The organism is Kineococcus siccus (assembly GCF_009906795.1).
GTDB classification, from domain to species: Bacteria; Actinomycetota; Actinomycetes; order Actinomycetales; family Kineococcaceae; genus Kineococcus; species Kineococcus siccus.
The window spans coordinates 1-16,984 of record NZ_JAAALN010000080.1; the positions used below are offsets into that span (position 1 = coordinate 1).

At 76.3% G+C, this 16,984-nt stretch carries 18 protein-coding genes; 6 read left to right on the forward strand and 12 right to left on the reverse strand.

Features of this window, described 5'->3' with window-relative positions; all coding sequences use genetic code 11:
• Positions 1–2,031: amino acid permease (locus GTR02_RS10760; protein ID WP_166607490.1), on the reverse strand; the 2,031-nt coding region annotated here is incomplete at its 3' end.
• 154 nt (positions 2,032–2,185) lie between these two features.
• On the opposite strand from GTR02_RS10760, the gene GTR02_RS10765 reads away from it, so the two are divergent.
• Together GTR02_RS10765 and GTR02_RS10770 are read left to right on the forward strand one after the other, a co-directional pair.
• A complete protein-coding gene (locus GTR02_RS10765; protein ID WP_166607491.1) occupies positions 2,186–2,851 on the forward strand; it encodes an NAD-binding protein in 666 nt (221 codons plus the stop codon).
• The gene (locus GTR02_RS10770; protein ID WP_166607492.1) at positions 2,851–3,510 is read left to right on the forward strand and encodes a potassium channel family protein; all 660 of its coding nucleotides are present in this window, start codon (positions 2,851–2,853) and stop codon (positions 3,508–3,510) included. Before GTR02_RS10765 ends, GTR02_RS10770 begins: the two co-directional genes overlap by 1 nt.
• Positions 3,511–3,531: 21 nt before the next feature.
• Here the strand turns inward: GTR02_RS10770 and GTR02_RS10775 are convergent, their stop codons facing one another.
• From GTR02_RS10775 to dut, 4 genes are read right to left on the reverse strand one after another with little or no spacing between them, the layout of a single operon-like run.
• The gene (locus tag GTR02_RS10775) at positions 3,532–4,254 is read right to left on the reverse strand and encodes a DUF3159 domain-containing protein (protein ID WP_166607493.1); all 723 of its coding nucleotides are present in this window, start codon (positions 4,252–4,254) and stop codon (positions 3,532–3,534) included.
• Positions 4,251–4,643 (reverse strand): OB-fold nucleic acid binding domain-containing protein, encoded by a 393-nt coding sequence (locus tag GTR02_RS10780; protein ID WP_338073734.1) that lies wholly within the window; start codon positions 4,641–4,643, stop codon positions 4,251–4,253. Before GTR02_RS10780 ends, GTR02_RS10775 begins: the two co-directional genes overlap by 4 nt.
• A gap of 59 nt (positions 4,644–4,702) precedes the next feature.
• On the reverse strand, positions 4,703–5,488 hold the full coding sequence (locus GTR02_RS10785) for a DUF3710 domain-containing protein (RefSeq protein WP_166607494.1): 786 nt from the start codon (positions 5,486–5,488) through the stop codon (positions 4,703–4,705).
• A complete protein-coding gene (gene dut / locus GTR02_RS10790) occupies positions 5,485–6,000 on the reverse strand; it encodes a dUTP diphosphatase (protein WP_420814720.1) in 516 nt (171 codons plus the stop codon). The genes GTR02_RS10785 and dut overlap by 4 nt, the downstream gene beginning before the upstream one ends.
• Before the next feature lie 99 nt (positions 6,001–6,099).
• On the opposite strand from dut, the gene GTR02_RS10795 reads away from it, so the two are divergent.
• The gene (locus GTR02_RS10795) at positions 6,100–6,576 is read left to right on the forward strand and encodes a DUF3093 domain-containing protein (protein ID WP_166607496.1); all 477 of its coding nucleotides are present in this window, start codon (positions 6,100–6,102) and stop codon (positions 6,574–6,576) included.
• 63 nt (positions 6,577–6,639) lie between these two features.
• Here GTR02_RS10795 and GTR02_RS10800 read toward each other — a convergent pair whose 3' ends face one another.
• Complete coding sequence (locus tag GTR02_RS10800) at positions 6,640–6,939, reverse strand: DUF4193 domain-containing protein (RefSeq protein WP_166607497.1); 300 nt, start codon at positions 6,937–6,939, stop codon at positions 6,640–6,642.
• 362 nt (positions 6,940–7,301) lie between these two features.
• Between GTR02_RS10800 and GTR02_RS10805 the strand changes: the two genes are divergently transcribed.
• Complete coding sequence (locus GTR02_RS10805; protein WP_166607498.1) at positions 7,302–7,613, forward strand: hypothetical protein; 312 nt, start codon at positions 7,302–7,304, stop codon at positions 7,611–7,613.
• 25 nt (positions 7,614–7,638) lie between these two features.
• Here the strand turns inward: GTR02_RS10805 and GTR02_RS10810 are convergent, their stop codons facing one another.
• Positions 7,639–8,505 (reverse strand): inositol monophosphatase family protein, encoded by an 867-nt coding sequence (locus GTR02_RS10810; protein WP_166607499.1) that lies wholly within the window; start codon positions 8,503–8,505, stop codon positions 7,639–7,641.
• Positions 8,502–9,617, reverse strand: a complete 1,116-nt coding sequence (locus tag GTR02_RS10815) for a ferrochelatase (RefSeq protein ID WP_338073735.1) — start codon at positions 9,615–9,617, stop codon at positions 8,502–8,504. The genes GTR02_RS10810 and GTR02_RS10815 overlap by 4 nt, the downstream gene beginning before the upstream one ends.
• 197 nt (positions 9,618–9,814) lie before the next feature.
• Between GTR02_RS10815 and sepH the strand changes: the two genes are divergently transcribed.
• Both sepH and GTR02_RS10825 read left to right on the forward strand, forming a co-directional pair.
• Positions 9,815–11,008, forward strand: coding sequence for a septation protein SepH (gene sepH, locus GTR02_RS10820; protein WP_166607501.1), 1,194 nt, complete (start codon positions 9,815–9,817; stop codon positions 11,006–11,008).
• A gap of 20 nt (positions 11,009–11,028) precedes the next feature.
• On the forward strand, positions 11,029–11,466 hold the full coding sequence (locus GTR02_RS10825; RefSeq protein WP_166607502.1) for a hypothetical protein: 438 nt from the start codon (positions 11,029–11,031) through the stop codon (positions 11,464–11,466).
• Positions 11,467–11,499: 33 nt separating this feature from the next.
• Here the strand turns inward: GTR02_RS10825 and GTR02_RS10830 are convergent, their stop codons facing one another.
• The 4 genes from GTR02_RS10830 to GTR02_RS10845 all read right to left on the reverse strand — a co-directional run bounded on the left by GTR02_RS10830 (position 11,500) and on the right by GTR02_RS10845 (position 16,913).
• A complete protein-coding gene (locus tag GTR02_RS10830; protein ID WP_166607503.1) occupies positions 11,500–12,120 on the reverse strand; it encodes an L-threonylcarbamoyladenylate synthase in 621 nt (206 codons plus the stop codon).
• A gap of 67 nt (positions 12,121–12,187) precedes the next feature.
• Entirely contained in the window at positions 12,188–13,405 is a 1,218-nt protein-coding gene (locus tag GTR02_RS10835; protein ID WP_166607504.1) for an alkaline phosphatase family protein, read from the reverse strand.
• Between the two features lie 14 nt (positions 13,406–13,419).
• Positions 13,420–14,067: a DUF5998 family protein gene (locus GTR02_RS10840; RefSeq protein WP_205709036.1), complete on the reverse strand. Its 648-nt coding sequence runs from the start codon at positions 14,065–14,067 to the stop codon at positions 13,420–13,422.
• An 80-nt stretch (positions 14,068–14,147) separates the two neighbouring features.
• Complete coding sequence (locus tag GTR02_RS10845) at positions 14,148–16,913, reverse strand: bifunctional acetate--CoA ligase family protein/GNAT family N-acetyltransferase (RefSeq protein WP_166607505.1); 2,766 nt, start codon at positions 16,911–16,913, stop codon at positions 14,148–14,150.
• Positions 16,914–16,984: the final 71 nt, after the last annotated feature.

Below are 16,984 nucleotides of genomic sequence, written 5' to 3' on the forward strand. Positions count from 1 at the left end.
GTCGGGGTGGTCGGTCGGGGCGGGGCCGAAGGTGCCGCGGCGCACGAGACCCGGTGCGGGCCGGTCGACGCGCTCCTCCGCACCGGCGGAGCTGCTGAGCTGCCACGGGACGCTGGCCACCATGACGCCGGGCGTGTAGCGCAGCCGCGCCTTGAGCCGCAGCGCGGACTGGTTGTGCAGGAACGTCTCCCACCAGTGGCCCACGACGTACTCGGGCACGTAGACGACCACGAGGTCGCGCGGGTACCGCTGCCGCAGCGCCTTGACGTGCTCGACCACGGGCCGGCTGACCTCGCGGTACGGCGAGTCGAGGACCGTCAGCGGGATGGGCAGGTCCATGGCGTCCCAGCGGGCCTGCAGCGCCGCCGTCTCGGCGGGGTCCACCGCCACCGTGACGGCCTGCAGGTCGGTGGGGCGGGCCGCGCGCGCGAACGCCAGTGCCCGCAGCGTGGGCTTGTGCAGCTTGGAGACGAGCACGACGCTGCGCACCCCGGTCGGCAGCGCCTTGGGCGTGGCCTCCTCGGGGATCGCGAGCTCCGCGCTGACGGAGCGGTAGTGGCGCCGGATCAGCTTCATGTTCACGAAGATCACGGCCATGGCCAGGATGGCGATCCAGGCGCCCTGGGTGAACTTCGTCAGCAGGACGATGACCAGCACGAGCGCGGTCATCGCCAGGCCGACGGAGTTGATGACGCGCGAGCGCTTCATGCGCTGACGCGTGCCGCGGTCGGTCTCGTCGCGCAGGTGCCGCGTCCAGTGCCGGATCATGCCGGTCTGGCTCATGACGAAGGACACGAAGACGCCGACGATGTAGAGCTGGATGAGCCGCGTGACCTCGGCGTCGAAGGCCAGGATGAGGACGATCGCCGCCCCCGCCAGGGCGATGATCCCGTTGGAGAAGGCCAGCCGGTCGCCGCGCGTGTTGAGCTGCTTGGGCAGGAACCCGTCGCGCGCGAGGATCGAGGCCAGCACCGGGAAGCCGCTGAACGCCGTGTTGGCGGCCAGGAAGAGGATGACGCCCGTCGCCGCGGTGACGACGTAGAAGGCGACCGGGAAGTGGTCGAAGATCGAGGCCGCCAGCTGGCCGATGATCGGGTCCTGCACGTAGCTGTCGCCCACGGGCACCCCGTCGCGCAGCAGCTGGGTGGCCGGGTCCTCCGCGAACCGGATGCCGGTCAGGTTGGCGAGCGTGATGACGCTGACCAGCATCGTCACCGCGATGAGCCCGAGCAGCAGCAGCGTCGTGGCGGCGTTCTTGCTCTTGGGCTTCTGGAACGCCGGGACGCCGTTGCTGATGGCCTCCACGCCGGTCAGGGCGGCCGCCCCCGAGGAGAACGCCCGCAGCAGGAGGAAGGCACCCGCGATGCTCGTGAACCCGCCCTCGAACGTCCGCTCGCCCTCCAGCTCCAGCCCCGCGCTCGCGGCCTGCGGCAGGTCCCCGAACAGGTAGCGGCCGAAGCCCCACGCCGCCATCCCGAGGATCGAGGCCATGAAGATGTACGTGGGGATGGCGAACGCCGAGCCGCTCTCCTTCAGCCCCCGCAGGTTGGCCGCCATGAGCACCACGACCAGGGCCGTGGCGAAGAGGGCCTCGTGCCCCCGCAGCGCCGGGATCGCGGCCGCGGCGTACTGGGCGCCGGAGGAGATCGACACGGCGACCGTGAGCACGTAGTCCACCAGCAGCGCGCTGCCGACCGTGAGGCCCGCGTTGGGCCCCAGGTTGACCGTCGCGACCTCGTAGTCGCCGCCGCCGGAGGGGTAGGCGTGCACGTTCTGCCGGTAGGACGTGACCACCGTGAGCATCACGGCCACGACCGCCAGCGCGATCCACGGCGAGAACGCGTACGCCGCGATCCCGGCGATGGAGAGGGTGAGGAACACCTCGTCGGGGGCGTAGGCGACCGAGCTCAGCGCGTCGGAGGCGAAGACGGGCAGCGCGATGCGCTTGGGCAGGAGCGTCTCGGACAGCTTCTCGCTGCGGAAGGGACGTCCGACGAGCAGGCGCTTGGCCGCGTCTGTCAGGGAGGGCACGTCTGGTGATGCTACGTCCGCCGGGCCCCGCCGTGGGCACGCGCGCCCGGGCCGGTGCCCCCGGCGGGGGCGGGAGCGGTAGCGTCGCCGCGATCGGTCCGCCTCCCGCCTCCCCGCGGGAGCCGGACGGGACGGCGACGGGACCGGAGCGGGCGTGCACTTCGTGATCATGGGCTGCGGACGGGTCGGGTCGACCCTCGCCCTCACCGTGGAGGCCCGCGGGCACAGCGTGGCCGTGGTGGACCAGGACGCGGACGCCTTCCGCCGCCTCGGGCCCGCCTTCGAGGGCCGGCGCGTGACCGGCGTCGGCTTCGACCACGACACCCTCGTCGAGGCGGGCATCCACGAGGCCGACGCCTTCGCCGCCGTGTCCTCCGGCGACAACTCCAACATCATCGCCGCGCGCGTGGCGCGGGAGAAGTTCGGCGTGCAGACCGTCGTGGCCCGCATCTACGACCCGGGCCGCGCCGAGGTCTACGAGCGCCTGGGCATCCCGACCATCGCCACCGTGCGCTGGACGGCCGACCAGGTGCTGCGCCGCCTCGTCCCCGAGGGCGCGGTCTCCGAGTTCCGCGACGCCAGCGGGAAGGTCGTCCTCCTCGAGACCCCCGTCCACCCCGACTGGGTCGGCCGGCCGCTGCGCGAGCTGGAGACCGCCGCCGGGGTGCGCATCGCGTTCATCACCCGGCTGGGGACGGGCCTCGTGCCGACCCGCGGCACGGTCCACCAGGAAGGGGACCTCGTGCACGTCGTGGTCGAGGACGAGCGCTCGCAGCGGGCCGTCCAGGTGCTCGCCACCGCCCCGGCGGGTGACGCCTGATGCGCGTCGTCATCGCCGGCGCCGGCATCGTGGGGCGCTCGATCGCCCGCGAGCTGCTGGGCAACGGCCACCGCGTCCTGCTCGTGGACCGCTCCCCCGCGGCCATGAAGATCTCCAGCGTCGCCGACGCGCAGTGGCTGCTCGCCGACGCGTGCGAGATCTCCAGCCTCGACGAGGCCGAGCTCGCCGACTGCGACGTCGTCGTGGCCGCGACGGGCGACGACAAGGCGAACCTCGTCGTCTCGCTGCTGGCCAAGACCGAGTACGGCGTGCCACGCACCGTGGCCCGCGTGAACAACCCCAAGAACGAGTGGCTGTTCGACGAGGCCTGGGGCGTCGACGTCGCGGTCTCGACCCCGCGGCTCATGACGGCCCTGGTCGAGGAGGCGGTGAGCGTCGGAGAGCTCGTGCGGCTGTTCACCTTCCAGCAGGGTCAGACCTGGATGGCGGAGTTCACCCTCGAGGACTCCAGCCCGGTGCTGGGGCACACCGTGGGCCAGGTGCGCCTGCCCGGCGACACCGTCCTGGTCGCCATCGTCCGCGGGGACCGGCCGATCGCGCCGTCGGCCGACGACGTGCTCGAGGCCGGGGACCACCTCATGTTCCTCAGCTCCCCCGACACCGAGGCCGCCCTGCGGGCCCTGCTGGGCAAGGCCTGACGCCCCGGCCCCGGAGGGCCCCTACGGGGCGCCCGGGCCCTGCAGGCTCGCCGGGTCCTGCAGGGGCGTGCGGCCGCGCAGCAGCACGAGGCTCGCCACGGCCACGCCGAGCACGAGCAGCGGCCAGCCGAGGACGAGCTTGCTCGCGGCCAGCCACGTCGTGCTCTCCGCGAGGTAGAGCGGCAGCTGGACGGCGACGCGCACGACGTAGCCCGCGAGCAGCAGCCCGGTCAGCTTCTGGCACAGCCGCACGACGCCGCGGTCGCGGCGCCAGCCGGTCGGGTCCTCGGTGACGGCGCCGACGAGGAACCCCACGACCGGCCACCGCGTGAGCATCGAGACCGCGAAGACGACCGCGAGGGCCGCGTTGAGCAGGATGCCCGGCAGGAAGACGTCCTCCGCGCGCCCCGTGCGGGAGGCGATGACCGCGGCGACGGCGATCGCGACGATCCCGCCCAGCGCGTGCTGCACGGTCTCGCGGCGCGCGAGGCGCACCACGAGGGCGACGAGCAGGACCGCCGCCGACGCGCCCACGGACGGCCACAGGTCCGACGTCGTGATCCAGGTGACGAGGAACGCCAGCGCGGGCGCCGCGGAGTCCAGCAGGCCCCGCCAGCCGCCGAGCGCGAGCGAGAGCCGCTGCCGCACGACCTCCTCGACGGTGGTGGGGACCGCGGTGGGGGTCGAGGCGGGCGTCCGGGCCTCGCGCGGCCCGGCGCCCGCGTCGGCTCCGCCGTCCCTCACGGGCCCGCCGGCGCGATGAGCTCGTAGCGCGGGTTGAAGATGACGCGCTGACCGTCGTCGTCGGCCACGAGGCCGCGCGCCTTCACGCGGCGACCGGCCTCGATGCCGGCGATCCGCCGGCGGCCCAGCCACACGAGCGACACGCTGCCCGACCCGTCGAAGAGCTCCGCCTCCAGCGCCGGCACCCCGCCGCGGGGCCGCAGGGTGACCGAGCGCAGGGTCCCGCAGACGCACGCCTTGCGCCGCGTCGGGACGGCGCCGCAGGGCAGGGCCCCCTGGCGGACCGCCTCCTCCTGCGCGTCGGCCGCGGCGAGGTCGGACTCCGAGGCCGTGAAGCGCGACAGCGCGCGGCGCCACAGCGGCGCGGTCTGGACGTTCTGCTTCGTCACGGCCCCCAGCCTAGGCCGCCCGCACCCCCGGTGGGGTGCGGGCGGGGGGTCTCACCCGCTCAGCGGACCTCGGTGATCTCGGGGCCGCGCTCGAAGGGCTTGAGGTCGTCCTCGCCCGCGGCCGGGGCGTCGGCCGCGGCCGGCTCCTGGCCCACGGGCGCCATCTCGGGCAGGGCGAGCGGCAGGAGCTCGCGGGGGGCCATGGCCTCCTCGCCGCGGACGACGACGACGCCGCGCACGACCTCCTCGAGCGGGGCCGCGGCCGCGGTGTCGTGGGCCGCGGGGCCCGCGAAGACCGCGCGCAGGAACCAGCGGGGACCGTCGACGCCCGCGAAGCGCGTGGGCTGGTGCGCGGTGCGCCCGTCCTCGGTGCGCACGGGGAGCCGGCACAGCAGCTCGGGACCGAAGGGACCGGGGACCTCGTCGGCCGCCCCGCCCTGGGCCGTGACGGCGGTGGCGATCTCGGCGCGGATCTCGTCCCAGACCCCGAAGGTGCGCGGGGCGGCGAAGACCTGCAGCTGGACCGTCGAGCCGGCGATCCCGACGGTCACGGCGATGACCCGCTGGGTGCTCTCCTCGATCTCGAAGCGCAGCTCCATGCCCTCGCGCCCCGCGAGCCGCAGGGCGCCCAGCGGCAGCCGGCCGTCGGGCAGCTCGACCTCGGTGGCGTCGAACGGGCCCGCGGAGCGGTCGACGGCGCTCGTGGTGACAGCCTCGGCGGAGGCGTCGGCAGCGGCCCCGGTGGCCGGCCCGGACGCGGCGTCGTCCGCCTCGGCCGCGGCGAGCGCGGCGGTCTCGGGCGTCGGGTCGTCGTCGGCGCTCTTGCGGCGTCGGAACAGGCTCACTGCGGGCCCCCAGGAGGAGTCGTGGACGGGGTGGTGGGCGCGCCCGGGAGCTCCCCGGCCGCGAGGGCGCCGGCACCGCCGGTGCTGCCGTGCCCCCCGGTGCCCCGCGCCGAGCCGGGCAGGTCCTCGACGGGCCGGAACACCACGCGCTCGACGCGCTGGACGACGAGCTGGGCGATGCGGTCGCCCACGTGCAGCTCGACGGGCGTGCTCAGGTCGGTGTTGTGCAGCGTGACGCGGACCTCGCCGCGGTAGCCCGCGTCCACCGTCCCCGGGGAGTTCAGGACGGTCAGGCCGCGACGCGCGGCCAGGCCGGAGCGTGGGACGACGAAGGCGACGCAGCCCTCGGGCAGGGCGATCGAGACGCCGGTCGGCACCGTCGCCCGCTCCCCCGGGCCGATCACCACGTCGACGCGCGTGGTCAGGTCGGCGCCCGCGTCACCCGGGTGGGCGTAGGCGGGCAGCGCCGCGTCGGTGCCGAGGACCACGGGCACCTCGAGCGCGGCGGCCACGGCGGGGCTTCGGACGGTCACGGACACGGACACTACCGCCGCGTCCGGGGCGTCCGGCCGCCGCCGCGACCGTCCGCACCGCCGTGAGACGCTGGGGCCATGGACGGCGCACCCGCCTGGGACGGGACCGAACGGTGGTGGCCCGCGGTGACGACCTGGCTCTCCTGCGTGCCCCTCGTGGTCGCGGGGTGGCTCGTCCCGCTGCCGGTGTTCGGCTACCGCGCCGCCGCGGTCGGCGCGGTCGTGGCCGCCGTCCTCACCCTCGCGGCCCTCGCCAGCCTGAGCTGGCGCACCCGGTTGGCCGACGGCGTCTTCCAGGTCGGCCGCGCGCGGCTGCCCGTCTCGGTCATCAGCGGCGTGGACCCGGTCCCCGCCGCGCAGCGCCGCGCCGCGCTCGGCCCCGGGCTGGACGCGCGCGCCCACCTGGCCATCCGCTCCTGGGTGCCCTCGGCCGTGCGGATCCACCTCGACGACCCGCGGGACCCGACGCCCTACTGGATGGTCTCCACCCGCCACCCCGAGCGGCTGGCCGCGGCGCTGCGCGCGGCGGCGGAGACGACGAAGGCCGCCACCTGACGTCGTGCGACGTCGCGGTGACGGCCTCACCGTCCTGCGCGGCCGGCCGGGCCGGCCGGCACCTCAGGCGGCGCAGTCGGTGCAGATCATCTGCCCGCTCGCCGATTCCCGCAGCTGGCTGCGGTGCACGACGAGGAAGCAGCTCGTGCAGGTGAACTCGTCCTGCTGACGGGGCAGCACGCGGACGGACAGCTCCTCGTTGGAGAGGTCCGCCCCGGGCAGCTCGAAGCCCTCGGCCGCCTCCGTCTCGTCCTCGTCGACCGCACCCGAGCTCTTGTCCGTGCGACGCGCCTTGAGCTCCTCCAGGGAGTCCTCGCTCAGCTCGTCGTCGGTCTTGCGCGGTGCGTCGTAGTCGGTCGCCATGACCTTGCCTCACACTCCGGGATCGGGGTCGTCGTCCGCCCGGCTGACTCCCAGCCGGACCGGTGCGCCGGAGCAACGCTGGAGACTCCGGTTCCATGCCCGCCGACCGTGGAGGGACTGCCCGACCACGGTCTGCGAGGAGCACGCATTGTGACCTACCGCAGCGGCCCGCACGAACCGGGGCGCGGCGCGCGGGGAGGCCGCCGGGCCCGCACGAGCCGTTCAGGTGGAGTTGTCCACAGCGACACCGGGGGAGTTGGCCGCGACCCCCGGGGGCCGTAGTCTTCGCGCGTCACCGCGCCGCCGAGGACCGACCGCGATCCGCCGGCGGTCCGAGGGCGCCGCTGTCCGAGGAGGTGCCCGTGTCCGTGCCGCAGTCGGGAACAACGCTCGAGACGTCGACCGACGTCCGCAGCGACCACCCCACCACCGCTCCCCCGGCCTTCGTGGCCCAGCTCTCGGAACGCATCCTGCGAACGCGCTCCTCCGTCGACTCCGCGTCCGCGGAGGGCGACGACGACCTCGCCGAGGCGCACCTCGCCGAGCTGGAGTCGCTGCTGCGCCTCGCGGAGGCCCACGACGTCGAGCTGCCGGACACCGCGGCCTACCTCGCCCGCCGCCGCGCCCCCGTGAGCGTGGACCTCACCGCCAGCCGGACGCCGCAGGAGGCCTGAGCCCACCGGGCGCCCGCCCGCGCCGTCAGGACTCGAGGGCCTCGCGGAGCACGGGGTGCAGACGGCCGCCCGCGGCCAGCAGCCCGTGCTCGCCCGCGCGGCCGCCCGCGAAGTCGGTGACGACCGCACCGGCCTCCGTGGCGACGAGCACGGCCGCGGCGAAGTCCCAGGGCTTCAGCCCGCGCTCGTAGTAGGCGTCGACGCGGCCGGCCGCGACCGCGCACAGGTCGAGCGACGCCGTCCCGATCCGGCGCAGGTCGCGCACGCGCGGCAGCAGCCGGGCCACGACGGCGGCCTGCTCCGCCCGGCGCGCGGCGTCGTAGCCGAAGCCCGTCGCGACCAGGGCACCGGCCAGCTCGACGCCCTCGGTCACGTGCAGCGGGTGCCCGCCCAGGTGGGCCCCGCCGCCGAGCGTGGCCGTCCACGTCTCGCCGCCCGCCGGGTCGTGCACGCAGCCCACCAGCGGCTGCCACCGGGCGGGATCGGGCGGCAGGGCGGGATCGGGCGGCCCTGCGCCGGCCCCGGGCGGGCGGGCCCCGCCGTCGGCCACGAGCGCGACGCTCACGGCGTAGGCGCGGATGCCGTAGAGGTAGTTGACGGTGCCGTCGATGGGGTCGACGACCCACGTGAGACCGCTGCGGCCCGGACGGTGGCCGCTCTCCTCGCCGAGGAAGCCGTCCTGCGGCCGGGCCGCGGTCAGGCGCTGCAGGACGAGCGCCTCCGAGGCGGTGTCCATCGCGGTGACGACGTCCGTGGGACTGCTCTTGGTCGCGGCGACCTCGACGCGGCGGGGACGGCCGTCGTGGATGAGCGCGCCCGCCTCCCGCGCCGTGCGCTCGGCCAGCGCCAGCAGCTCGCGCAGCGGCGTGCCGTCCGGCGCCGTCGTCGTCACACCGGCACCGGGGGCCGGTAGTCCTCACCCGTGGCGGCCGGGAGGTCGCCACGCAGGTTGCGGCAGCAGTCCACCGGGCAGACGACGTGCGAGGGCGGGAGGTCACCCGCGACCGGGCGCTCCACCTCCTCGCCGCGGGCCATCCGCGCCCGCTCCTCGACGAGGTCCACGAGGCCCCGGACGAAGGGCGCCGCCGTGCCGACGGTCGCGGCCCGCGCGAACGGCAGCCCGATCTCCGCGGCCGTCTCGGCGGCCTCGGTGTCCAGGTCGAACTTGACCTCCATGTGGTCGCTGACGAACCCGATCGGCGCCACGACCACCGCCGGCACGCCCTCGGCGTGCAGGGCCCGGAGGTGGTCGTTGACGTCGGGCTCCAGCCACGGCTGCGTCGGCGGGCCCGAGCGCGAGCAGTAGGCGAGGTCCCAGGCCTGCTCCGTGCCCGTGCGGGCGGACACCTGGCGCGCGACCTCCGCGGCCACCGACAGGTGCTGGCGCACGTACGCCCCGCCCTGCGGACCCGAGACGTCGTTCATGGCGTCCGGGACGGAGTGCGTGACGAACACCGTGCGGGCGTCCGCGCGCAGCGGCTCCGGCAGGTCGAGCAGCGCGGCCGCGACGGCGTCCGCGTTGACGGCCGTGAACGCGGGGTGGTTGAAGTAGTGCCGCACCTTGTCGACGTCCAGGGAGCGGCCCTCCGCGGCCAGCTCGCCCAGCGACTTCGCGAGGTCCTCGCGGTACTGCCGGCAGCCCGAGTAGGAGGAGTAGGCGCTCGTGAAGATGGTCAGCACGCGGCGGGCGCCCGACTCGTGGGCCGCGCGCAGCGTGTCCGTGAGGTAGGGGTCCCAGTTGCGGTTGCCCCACAGCAGCGGGAGCCCGGCCAGGCCCCGGCCGTCCAGCTCGGCGCGCAGCGCCTGCAGCAGGGCCCGGTTCTGGTCGTTGATGGGGCTCTTGCCCCCGAAGTGCAGGTAGTGCTCGGCGACCGAGGCGAGGCGCTCGCGCGGGATGCCCCGGCCGCGGGTCACGTTCTCGAGGAAGGGCATCACGTCGTCGGGGCCCTCGGGCCCACCGAAGGACAGCAGCAGCAGGGCGTCGTACGGGCTCGCGTCGCTCACCCGGGCATCCTCCCCCAGCCGGCGGCGGCCGGCGTCCCCGGGTGCAGCCTCGGCGGCGTGAGACCGGCGACACCGCCGCCCCGGGCGGCGCCCGCGAGGGAGGTGGCAGAGTGGGCCGGCGTGGGAAGGTGCCCGCAGGGCCGACATCCCGCCGCCGGCCCGGCGGCGGGGACGACACCGCAGGGAGGGCGCTCGACATGCAGGACCTGAGGCTCGTCGGGGTGCACGACGACGGCGAGCACGTCGTGCTGGCCGCCGGTGACGGCACCCGCTACCGCCTGCGCGTGGACGAGGCGCTGCGCGCGGCCGTCCGGCGCGACCGGGCCCGGCTGGGCCAGCTGCAGATCCAGATGTCGGCGCAGCTGCGCCCGCGCGACATCCAGGCGCGCATCCGGTCCGGGGAGTCCGCCGAGGAGGTCGCCGAGGCCGGGGGCCTGACGCTGGAGCACGTGCGCCGCTACGAGGGCCCGGTCCTCGCCGAGCGGGCCCACGTCTCGGGCCTGGCGCGGCGCGCGCCGTGCGGCCGGGGCGCCGGTGGCGGCTCGCTCGAGGAGGTCGTCGTGTCGCGGCTGACCGCGCGCGCCGTCGACCCGGAGGGTGCGCGCTGGGACGCGTGGCGCGAGGACGACGGCGGCTGGACCGTGCAGGTCGAGTTCGTCGCGGGTGGCCGCGGCCGGCTCGCCCGCTGGTCCTTCGACCCGTCGTCGAAGGCGCTGTCCGCGACCGACGACGAGGCGCGCTGGCTGTCGGAGGAGGAACCCGCCGAGCCCGGCCCGCTGCCCTCGCGCCGCCTGGTCAGCGTGCCCGGCGCCGGCGACCGGCCCGCGGGCGAGCGCGTCTACGACGTCGAGGCGGACGGCGGCGTGCGCTCCGCGGGCGGTCTCGCGGCGCACACCGACGACCTGCTCGACGCCCTGCAGGCGCAGCGCGGCGTGCGCGGACCCGTGCCCGTCCCGGACGACGCGGACGACGCGGCCCCCGCGGGCGACGGCACCGCGGACCGCGTGGCCCGGCGGGTCGACGCGCTGCTCGCGGACCCGCCGCCCGCCCACCCGGCGGCGTCCGCACCCGACGAGCACCCCGACACGACCGTGCTGCCCGCACCCGCGACCGCCCGCGCCCTGCCCGCGGACGGTCGTGACGCGGAGGGTCCTGAGGCGGAGAGCCCGGACGCGGCGCCGGGCGAGGCCGCCGACGAGCAGCCCGAGGAGGACACCGGCGGGGCACCCACCGCGGACGCCCCCTCGGCCGACGCACCCACCGCGGCGCCGAAGCCCGCGCCCCGCAAGCGCAACCGGTCCGCCCGGCGGCCCGGGGGCACGCCACCCGCGGGCAAGCGGCCCAGCGTCCCGAGCTGGGACGAGATCATGTTCGGGACGAAGAAGGACTAGAGCGGGCGGGCGGGCCGGACGTGGCGCAGGACGCATCCGACGGCGAGGACTGGCGGCGACGGCGGCGCGAGGCCGCGGACGCCCACGCGGCGGCGGCCGAGCGAGCCCGCCGGCGCGACGTCGCGCAGGCCCGCGAGCTGCTCGGGGGGTTCGTCGCCGAGGTGCGCCGGCGCGGGATCGACCCGCAGCCGCTCCAGGCGACGGCGCAGGGGCGCCGCTACCGCACGGGGCTCACCGGCTGGTACCTGCGCCGCGACGGCTCCCTGGGCGTGGGTGAGGACGGCGCCTACTACGTCCTCGGCGTCCAGCCGTCGCTCGCGGCGCGCCTGCGCGGCGTGCACCTGGAGCCCGCGGACCCGCCGCTGCAGGTCGGCCGCGGCGCCCGCGACGGCGAGGCCATCGACCTGCAGGACCTCATCGCCCGGCGCCTCGACGACCTGGGCGACCTCGACGCCTGACCCGCGAGCGACGTCACGCGTCGACGACCCGGCTCACTCGAACCGCGAGGGGTCCCCCGCGCCGACGCGCACGACCTGCGGGTAGCCCTCCGACCAGTCGACGACGGTCGTGGGCTCGGTGCCGCAGTCCCCCGCGTCGACGACCGCGTCGAGGAGGTGGTCGAGCTCCTCCTTGATCTGCCAGCCGTCGGTCATGGCCTCCTCGGCGTCCGGCAGCAGCAGCGTGCTGGACAGCAGCGGCTCCCCCAGCTCGCGCAGCAGCGCCCGCACGACCGGGTGGTCGGGGATGCGCACGCCGACCGTCTTCTTCTTCGCGTTGGCCAGCCGCTTCGGGACCTCGCGGGTGGCGGGGAGGATGAACGTGTAGGGGTTCGGCGTGGCCGCCTTGATGGCGCGGAACGCGGCGTTGTCGAGGTGCACGAACTGCCCGAGCTGCGCGAACTCCGCGCACACCAGCGTGAAGTGGTGCTTGTCGTCCAGACGGCGCAGCCGGCGGATGCGGTCGGCGCCGTCCGGGCTGTCGATGCGGCAGCCCAGCGCGTAGCTGGAGTCGGTCGGGTAGGCGATCAGGGCGTCGTCGCGCAGCATCGCCACGACCTGCGCGATGCTGCGCGGCTGCGGGTCGCGGGGGTGGACGTCGTAGTACCGGGCCATGCCGCGGAGCCTACGAGCCGCGCGGGGGCCCGGCCGGTCGGGCGGTCGTCCGGCGGGTGGCGGGGCCTCAGAGCACGACGCTGAACAGCGGGACGTGCCGCTCGGCGTCGCTGAGGGCCCCGTGCTGGCCGATCAGGCGCAGCGCCTCGGGCCGCATCCGCGCCGAGTCCACGACGGCCATGAGGTCGCGGGCCACGACCAGGACGTCGCCGATCCGGTCCGCGACGCGGGCCTCGACGGGCCCGAACCAGCCTGCGGCGACGGCGTCGGCGCGCAGGACGACGTGCGCGTCGCGCCCCAGCCGGGCCCGCCAGGTCGTCGACACCTGCTGCGCGGCACCGGGTTCGCAGTACAGCTGCAGCACCCGCGGTTCACCGCCGGCGTGGCGGACCCCGGCGCGCAGCTCGGGTTCGTGCGCGAGGTCGATCCGCCCGGCGAGGGGGACGTCCACCATGCCGTGGTCGGCGGTCACGAGCAGGAGGGTCCCCCGCGGCAGGCGCCGCGACAGCTCCGCGACGGCGGCGTCGACGCGCCCCAGCTCCTCGCCCCACTGCCAGGAGGCGACGCCCTCGCCGTGCCCCGTGTGGTCCAGCGCCCCCCAGTACACGTAGGTGAGGTTCCGGCGCCCCGCGCGCACGGCCGTGACCGCGGCGTCGACGCGGGCGTCGAGGCGGTCCGGGGTGCCCGCGAAGCGCCCGCCGCGCAGGGCGGCCTCGGTCAGGCCCGAGCCGTTGAAGTGGGGCGGCGCCACGCGGACCACCTCCACCCCGGCGGCCACGACGTGCTGGAACACGGTCGTGTGCGGCTGCCAGCGGCGGGGGTCCACCGCGACGTCCCACGCGAGCTGGTTGAGCAGGACGTCGCGGGCGGGGTCGAGCACCTCGTAGCCGACCAGGCCGTGCGCCCCCGGCGGCAGGCCCGTCCCCAGCAGGCCCATGCTCGTCGCGGTCGTCGTCGGGAAGCCCGCGGTGATGCGGCGGTGCAGCCCGTCGGCGCGCCAGCGCCGCAGGGTGGGCGCGTGCCCCGAGCGGCCGACGAGCGCCTCGTCGCCCATGCCGTCGACGAGCAGGAGGCAGACCCGCTCGACGGCCGGCAGGTCCAGCGCGGAGCCGCCCGGATCGGCGAAGTGCGGCACCCCGAGGGCCCGGGCCGCGGCCGGCAGGACGTCGGCGAGGCTGTCGACGCCGTAGCGCGGGGCGGGCAGCAGGCGGCCATCGTCGGCGGCCGTGTCGTCGGCGGCCGTGTCGTCGGTGGCGGCGGGTTCGTCGGCGGGGGGCGTCGTCATCCGGTGCGGGTGGCTCAGCGCGCCGTGACGGCCGACAGGGCCCGGGCGAACTCCAGGGCCGCCGCCACGGCGTCGGCGCCCTCGGCGGCCCCCGCGATGCGGACCGTCAGGTCGTCGCCCGTGAGCGAGCCCGTGTAGCCGTGGTCGGCCTCGCAGTCGGGGTCGGCGCACGTCGCGGGCTCGAGGTCGACGCGGTGCAGCGCCCCCCAGCCCAGCGTCAGGCTGACCTCCGAGGGCAGGGTGCCTGCGCGGTGGTCCGCGGGGCGCGCGACGACCTGGGAGACGACGACGGACTGCACGCGGTGCAGCGCCACCGACTCGGTCGAGCACACGGCGTAGGGCTCGGTGCCCCCCTCGTCGGGGCCGTGGTCGTCGGCGTGCGCCACGACGAGCCGGGTGGGGGTGGTGACGAGCACGGTGACGTGCCGGCGGACCTCGTTGGCGTCGAACGTCGTCTCGGGGTGCACGAGGTGCGCCTGCACGCCCTCCCCGGCCATGACCGTGCGCAGCGAGTCCGCGACGAGCTGCGGGTAGTAGCCGGCGCGCTCGAGGTCGGTCAGCAGCACCGGCGGCAGGTCCTGCGGGGTGTCCACGGTGCGGTCGGTCTCCGGGCTGGGGTCGGTGCCGGCGGTGGGCCGCCGCGGGGAGGTGCGCTCGCGCATCCGCCCATCCTGGCGCACGCGGCTCCCGGCGGGGACCGCGGCGTCCACACCGCGCGCGTGCCCCGGCACTCCCGGCGGCCTCAGCTGGGCAGCGTGCGGCGGTCGGGGTCGGCGCGGCTGAGCGGCGCCGCGAGCTGGACGACCGCGTCGAGCACGGTCGCCCCCCGCTCGGCCACCAGGACCGGGGCCAGGCGCAGGTCGGCGACCTCGGGCACCGCGTCGGCGAGGACCGCGACGCGCGCGACGACGTCCTCGAGCGCGTCGACGTCCAGCGGCGGCGCCCCGCGGTGCCCGAACAGCTTGGGGGCGGCCTTCACCGAGCGCACGAGGTCGGCCACGTCGACCTCGGTGAGCGGGGGGATCCGGTAGCCGACGTCGCCCATGAGGTCGATCGGGTCGCCCTCGACGCCGAAGCTCACGACGGGCCCGAACAGCGGGTCCTCGGTGCTGCGCACGACGCAGGCCACCCCGAGCCCGGCCATGGTCTGGACCGCGAGGGTGTGCGCGTCCCCCCCGAGCGCCGCCCGCATCTCCTGCACGGCCGAGCGCAGCGCGTCGGGCGTGGCGAGGGAGAGGCGCACCCCGCGCAGGTCCTGCCGGCCCGCGAGCTCCTCCCCCACGGTCTTGAGGGCCACGGGCCAGCCGAGCCGCTCGGCCGCCTCGACGGCCTCCTCGGCGTCCGTGACCTCGGCGCGGGGCAGCAGCGGGACGCCCGCGGCCGCGAGCAGCCGCGCGGTGGCGTCGCGGTCCAGGCAGACCCCGTCGGGGTGTTCGGCCAGCGCCTGCTCGACGAGGGCTCGGGCCGCGGGCAGGTCGACGCCCGCCGGCGCCGCGAGGTGCCCGGCGTCGCGGCGGCGCCACTCGGCGTAGCGGACGACGGCCGCGAGCGCCCGCACGGCGTCCTCGGGGGTGGGGAAGCTCGGCACCACGGTCGTGCGCGCGGGAGCGGTGGAGCCGGCGGGGTCCACGGAGCCGGCGGGGTCCACGGAACCGGCGGGGTCCACGGAGCCGGCGGGGTCCACGGAAGTGGCGGAGGTGATGCTGCGCGCGCCCAGGAAGCAGGTCACGGTCGTCCGGCCGCCCGCTCCCGCGGTGCGCGCCACCGCCTCGGCGACGGCCGCCGCGGCGTCGAGCGTCGCGGTCGGCGGCACCCAGCTCGCGACGACCGCGTCGACGCTCGGGTCGGCGTAGGCCTCGGCCAGCGCGGCCGTGAAGACCTCGACGCCCGCCTCGGGGTGCACCGCGGTCGGCCCGTGCACGACCTGCAGGCCCCAGCTCACGCACGCGTCGGCCGCGAGCGTCCCGAGCGCGTCGGAGTTGCCGACGATGGCGATGCGCGCGCCGCCGGGCAGCGGCTGCTGGACCGCGACCTGGGCGACGTCGAAGAGCTGGTGGACGTTCTCGACGCGGATGACGCCGGCCTGGCGCAGCATGTTGTCCAGGGCCTCGAACGGCACGCGCGACGCGCGCACCGCGTGCCCCGGCGGCACGCCGAACCCCGAGGCCCCGGACTTCACGACGACGACGGGCTTGCGCCGCGACAGCGCGCGGGCCACCCGGCTGAACTTGCGGGGGTTGCCGACGCTCTCGAGGTAGAGCCCCACGACCGAGGTCGCCTCGTCGTCCATCCAGTACTGCATGCAGTCGTTGCCGGACACGTCGGCGCGGTTGCCCGCGGAGACGAACGTGGACACGCCCAGCCCGCGGCGCTGCACCGAGGTCAGGACGGTGACCGCGAGGGCCCCCGACTGGCTGAACAGCCCGAACCGGCCGACGGGCGGCAGCTCGCGGTGCAGCGAGGCGTTCAGCCGCACCGCGGGCGCGGTGTTCAGGACGCCGAAGGAGTTGGGGCCCACGACACGCATGCCGTTGGCGCGCGCGATGCGGACCATCTCGCGCTGGCGGGCCAGGCCCTCCTCGCCGGTCTCGGCGAAGCCGCTGGAGACCACGACGAGCCCCCGCACGCCGTGCGCGGCGCAGTCCTGGACCGTCTCGACCACCGCGGCGGCCGGCACGGCGACGACGGCGAGGTCCACGGGCACGGGCAGGTCGCGCACCGAGCGCACGACGGGCACGCCCAGCAGGGTCTCCGGGGTGCCGTCGGTGCCGGCGTCGGCGTTGACGGCGTGCACGACGCCCGTGAAGCCGCCCGTGACGAGGTCGGCGAGCAGCTGGTGCCCCACCGAGCCCACGGTCCGGCTCGCGCCCACGACGACCACCGAGGACGGGGACAGGAGCGCGAGCATGCTGCGGGCCTCGGCGCGCTGCTCGCGGGCGCGCATGACGTCCATCGAGCGCTCGGTCGGGTCGATGTCGAAGGACACCTCCAGGACGCCGTCGGAGTAGCCGTGGCGCACCTCGAACCCCGCCTCGCGGAAGACCCCGATCATCTTGGCGTTCTGCGGCAGCACGTCCGCCGTGAAGCGCCGGACGCCGCGCTCGCGGGCCGCGGCCGCCAGGTGCTCCAGGAGGACCGAGCCCAGGCCCCGGCCCTGGTGGGCGTCGGAGATGTTGAAGGCCACCTCGGCCGAGCGGGGGCTGCCGGCGCGCGGCGGGGCGGCGTCGTAGCGGGCGATGCCCACGATGTCGCTGCCGACCGTGGCCACGAGCGCGACGCGGTCGACGTGGTCGACCGTGGTGAAGCGGGTCAGGTCGCGCTGCGACAGCCGCGGCATCGGGGCGAAGAAGCGCAGGTAGCGCGACTCCTCGGACTGCCGGGAGTGGAACTCCGCCACCGCGTCCGCGTCGGCGGGCGTGATGGGGCGGACGTGCGCCGTCCCCCCGTCGCGGAGGGCGACGTCGGCTTCCCACCGCGTGGGATAGCCCACCGACGGCAGCGGGACCATGCCGTCGAGACTAGTGCGCAGGCGGCGGGGCCCGACGGCAGCCCGCGGGCCGGTGGGCGGGGCCCGTGGGC

Excerpts from the sequence above, each read along its gene's own strand:
- GTR02_RS10770 (WP_166607492.1), top strand. The coding sequence starts at position 2,851 with ATGCGCGTCGTCATCGCCGGCGCCGGCATCGTGGGGCGCTCGATCGCC.
- GTR02_RS10845 (WP_166607505.1), bottom strand. The coding sequence starts at position 16,913 with ATGGTCCCGCTGCCGTCGGTGGGCTATCCCACGCGGTGGGAAGCCGAC.
- GTR02_RS10795 (WP_166607496.1), top strand. The coding sequence starts at position 6,100 with ATGGACGGCGCACCCGCCTGGGACGGGACCGAACGGTGGTGGCCCGCG.
- GTR02_RS10840 (WP_205709036.1), bottom strand. The coding sequence starts at position 14,067 with ATGCGCGAGCGCACCTCCCCGCGGCGGCCCACCGCCGGCACCGACCCC.
- GTR02_RS10830 (WP_166607503.1), bottom strand. The coding sequence starts at position 12,120 with ATGGCCCGGTACTACGACGTCCACCCCCGCGACCCGCAGCCGCGCAGC.
- GTR02_RS10800 (WP_166607497.1), bottom strand. The coding sequence starts at position 6,939 with ATGGCGACCGACTACGACGCACCGCGCAAGACCGACGACGAGCTGAGC.
- GTR02_RS10835 (WP_166607504.1), bottom strand. The coding sequence starts at position 13,405 with ATGACGACGCCCCCCGCCGACGAACCCGCCGCCACCGACGACACGGCC.
- sepH (WP_166607501.1), top strand. The coding sequence starts at position 9,815 with ATGCAGGACCTGAGGCTCGTCGGGGTGCACGACGACGGCGAGCACGTC.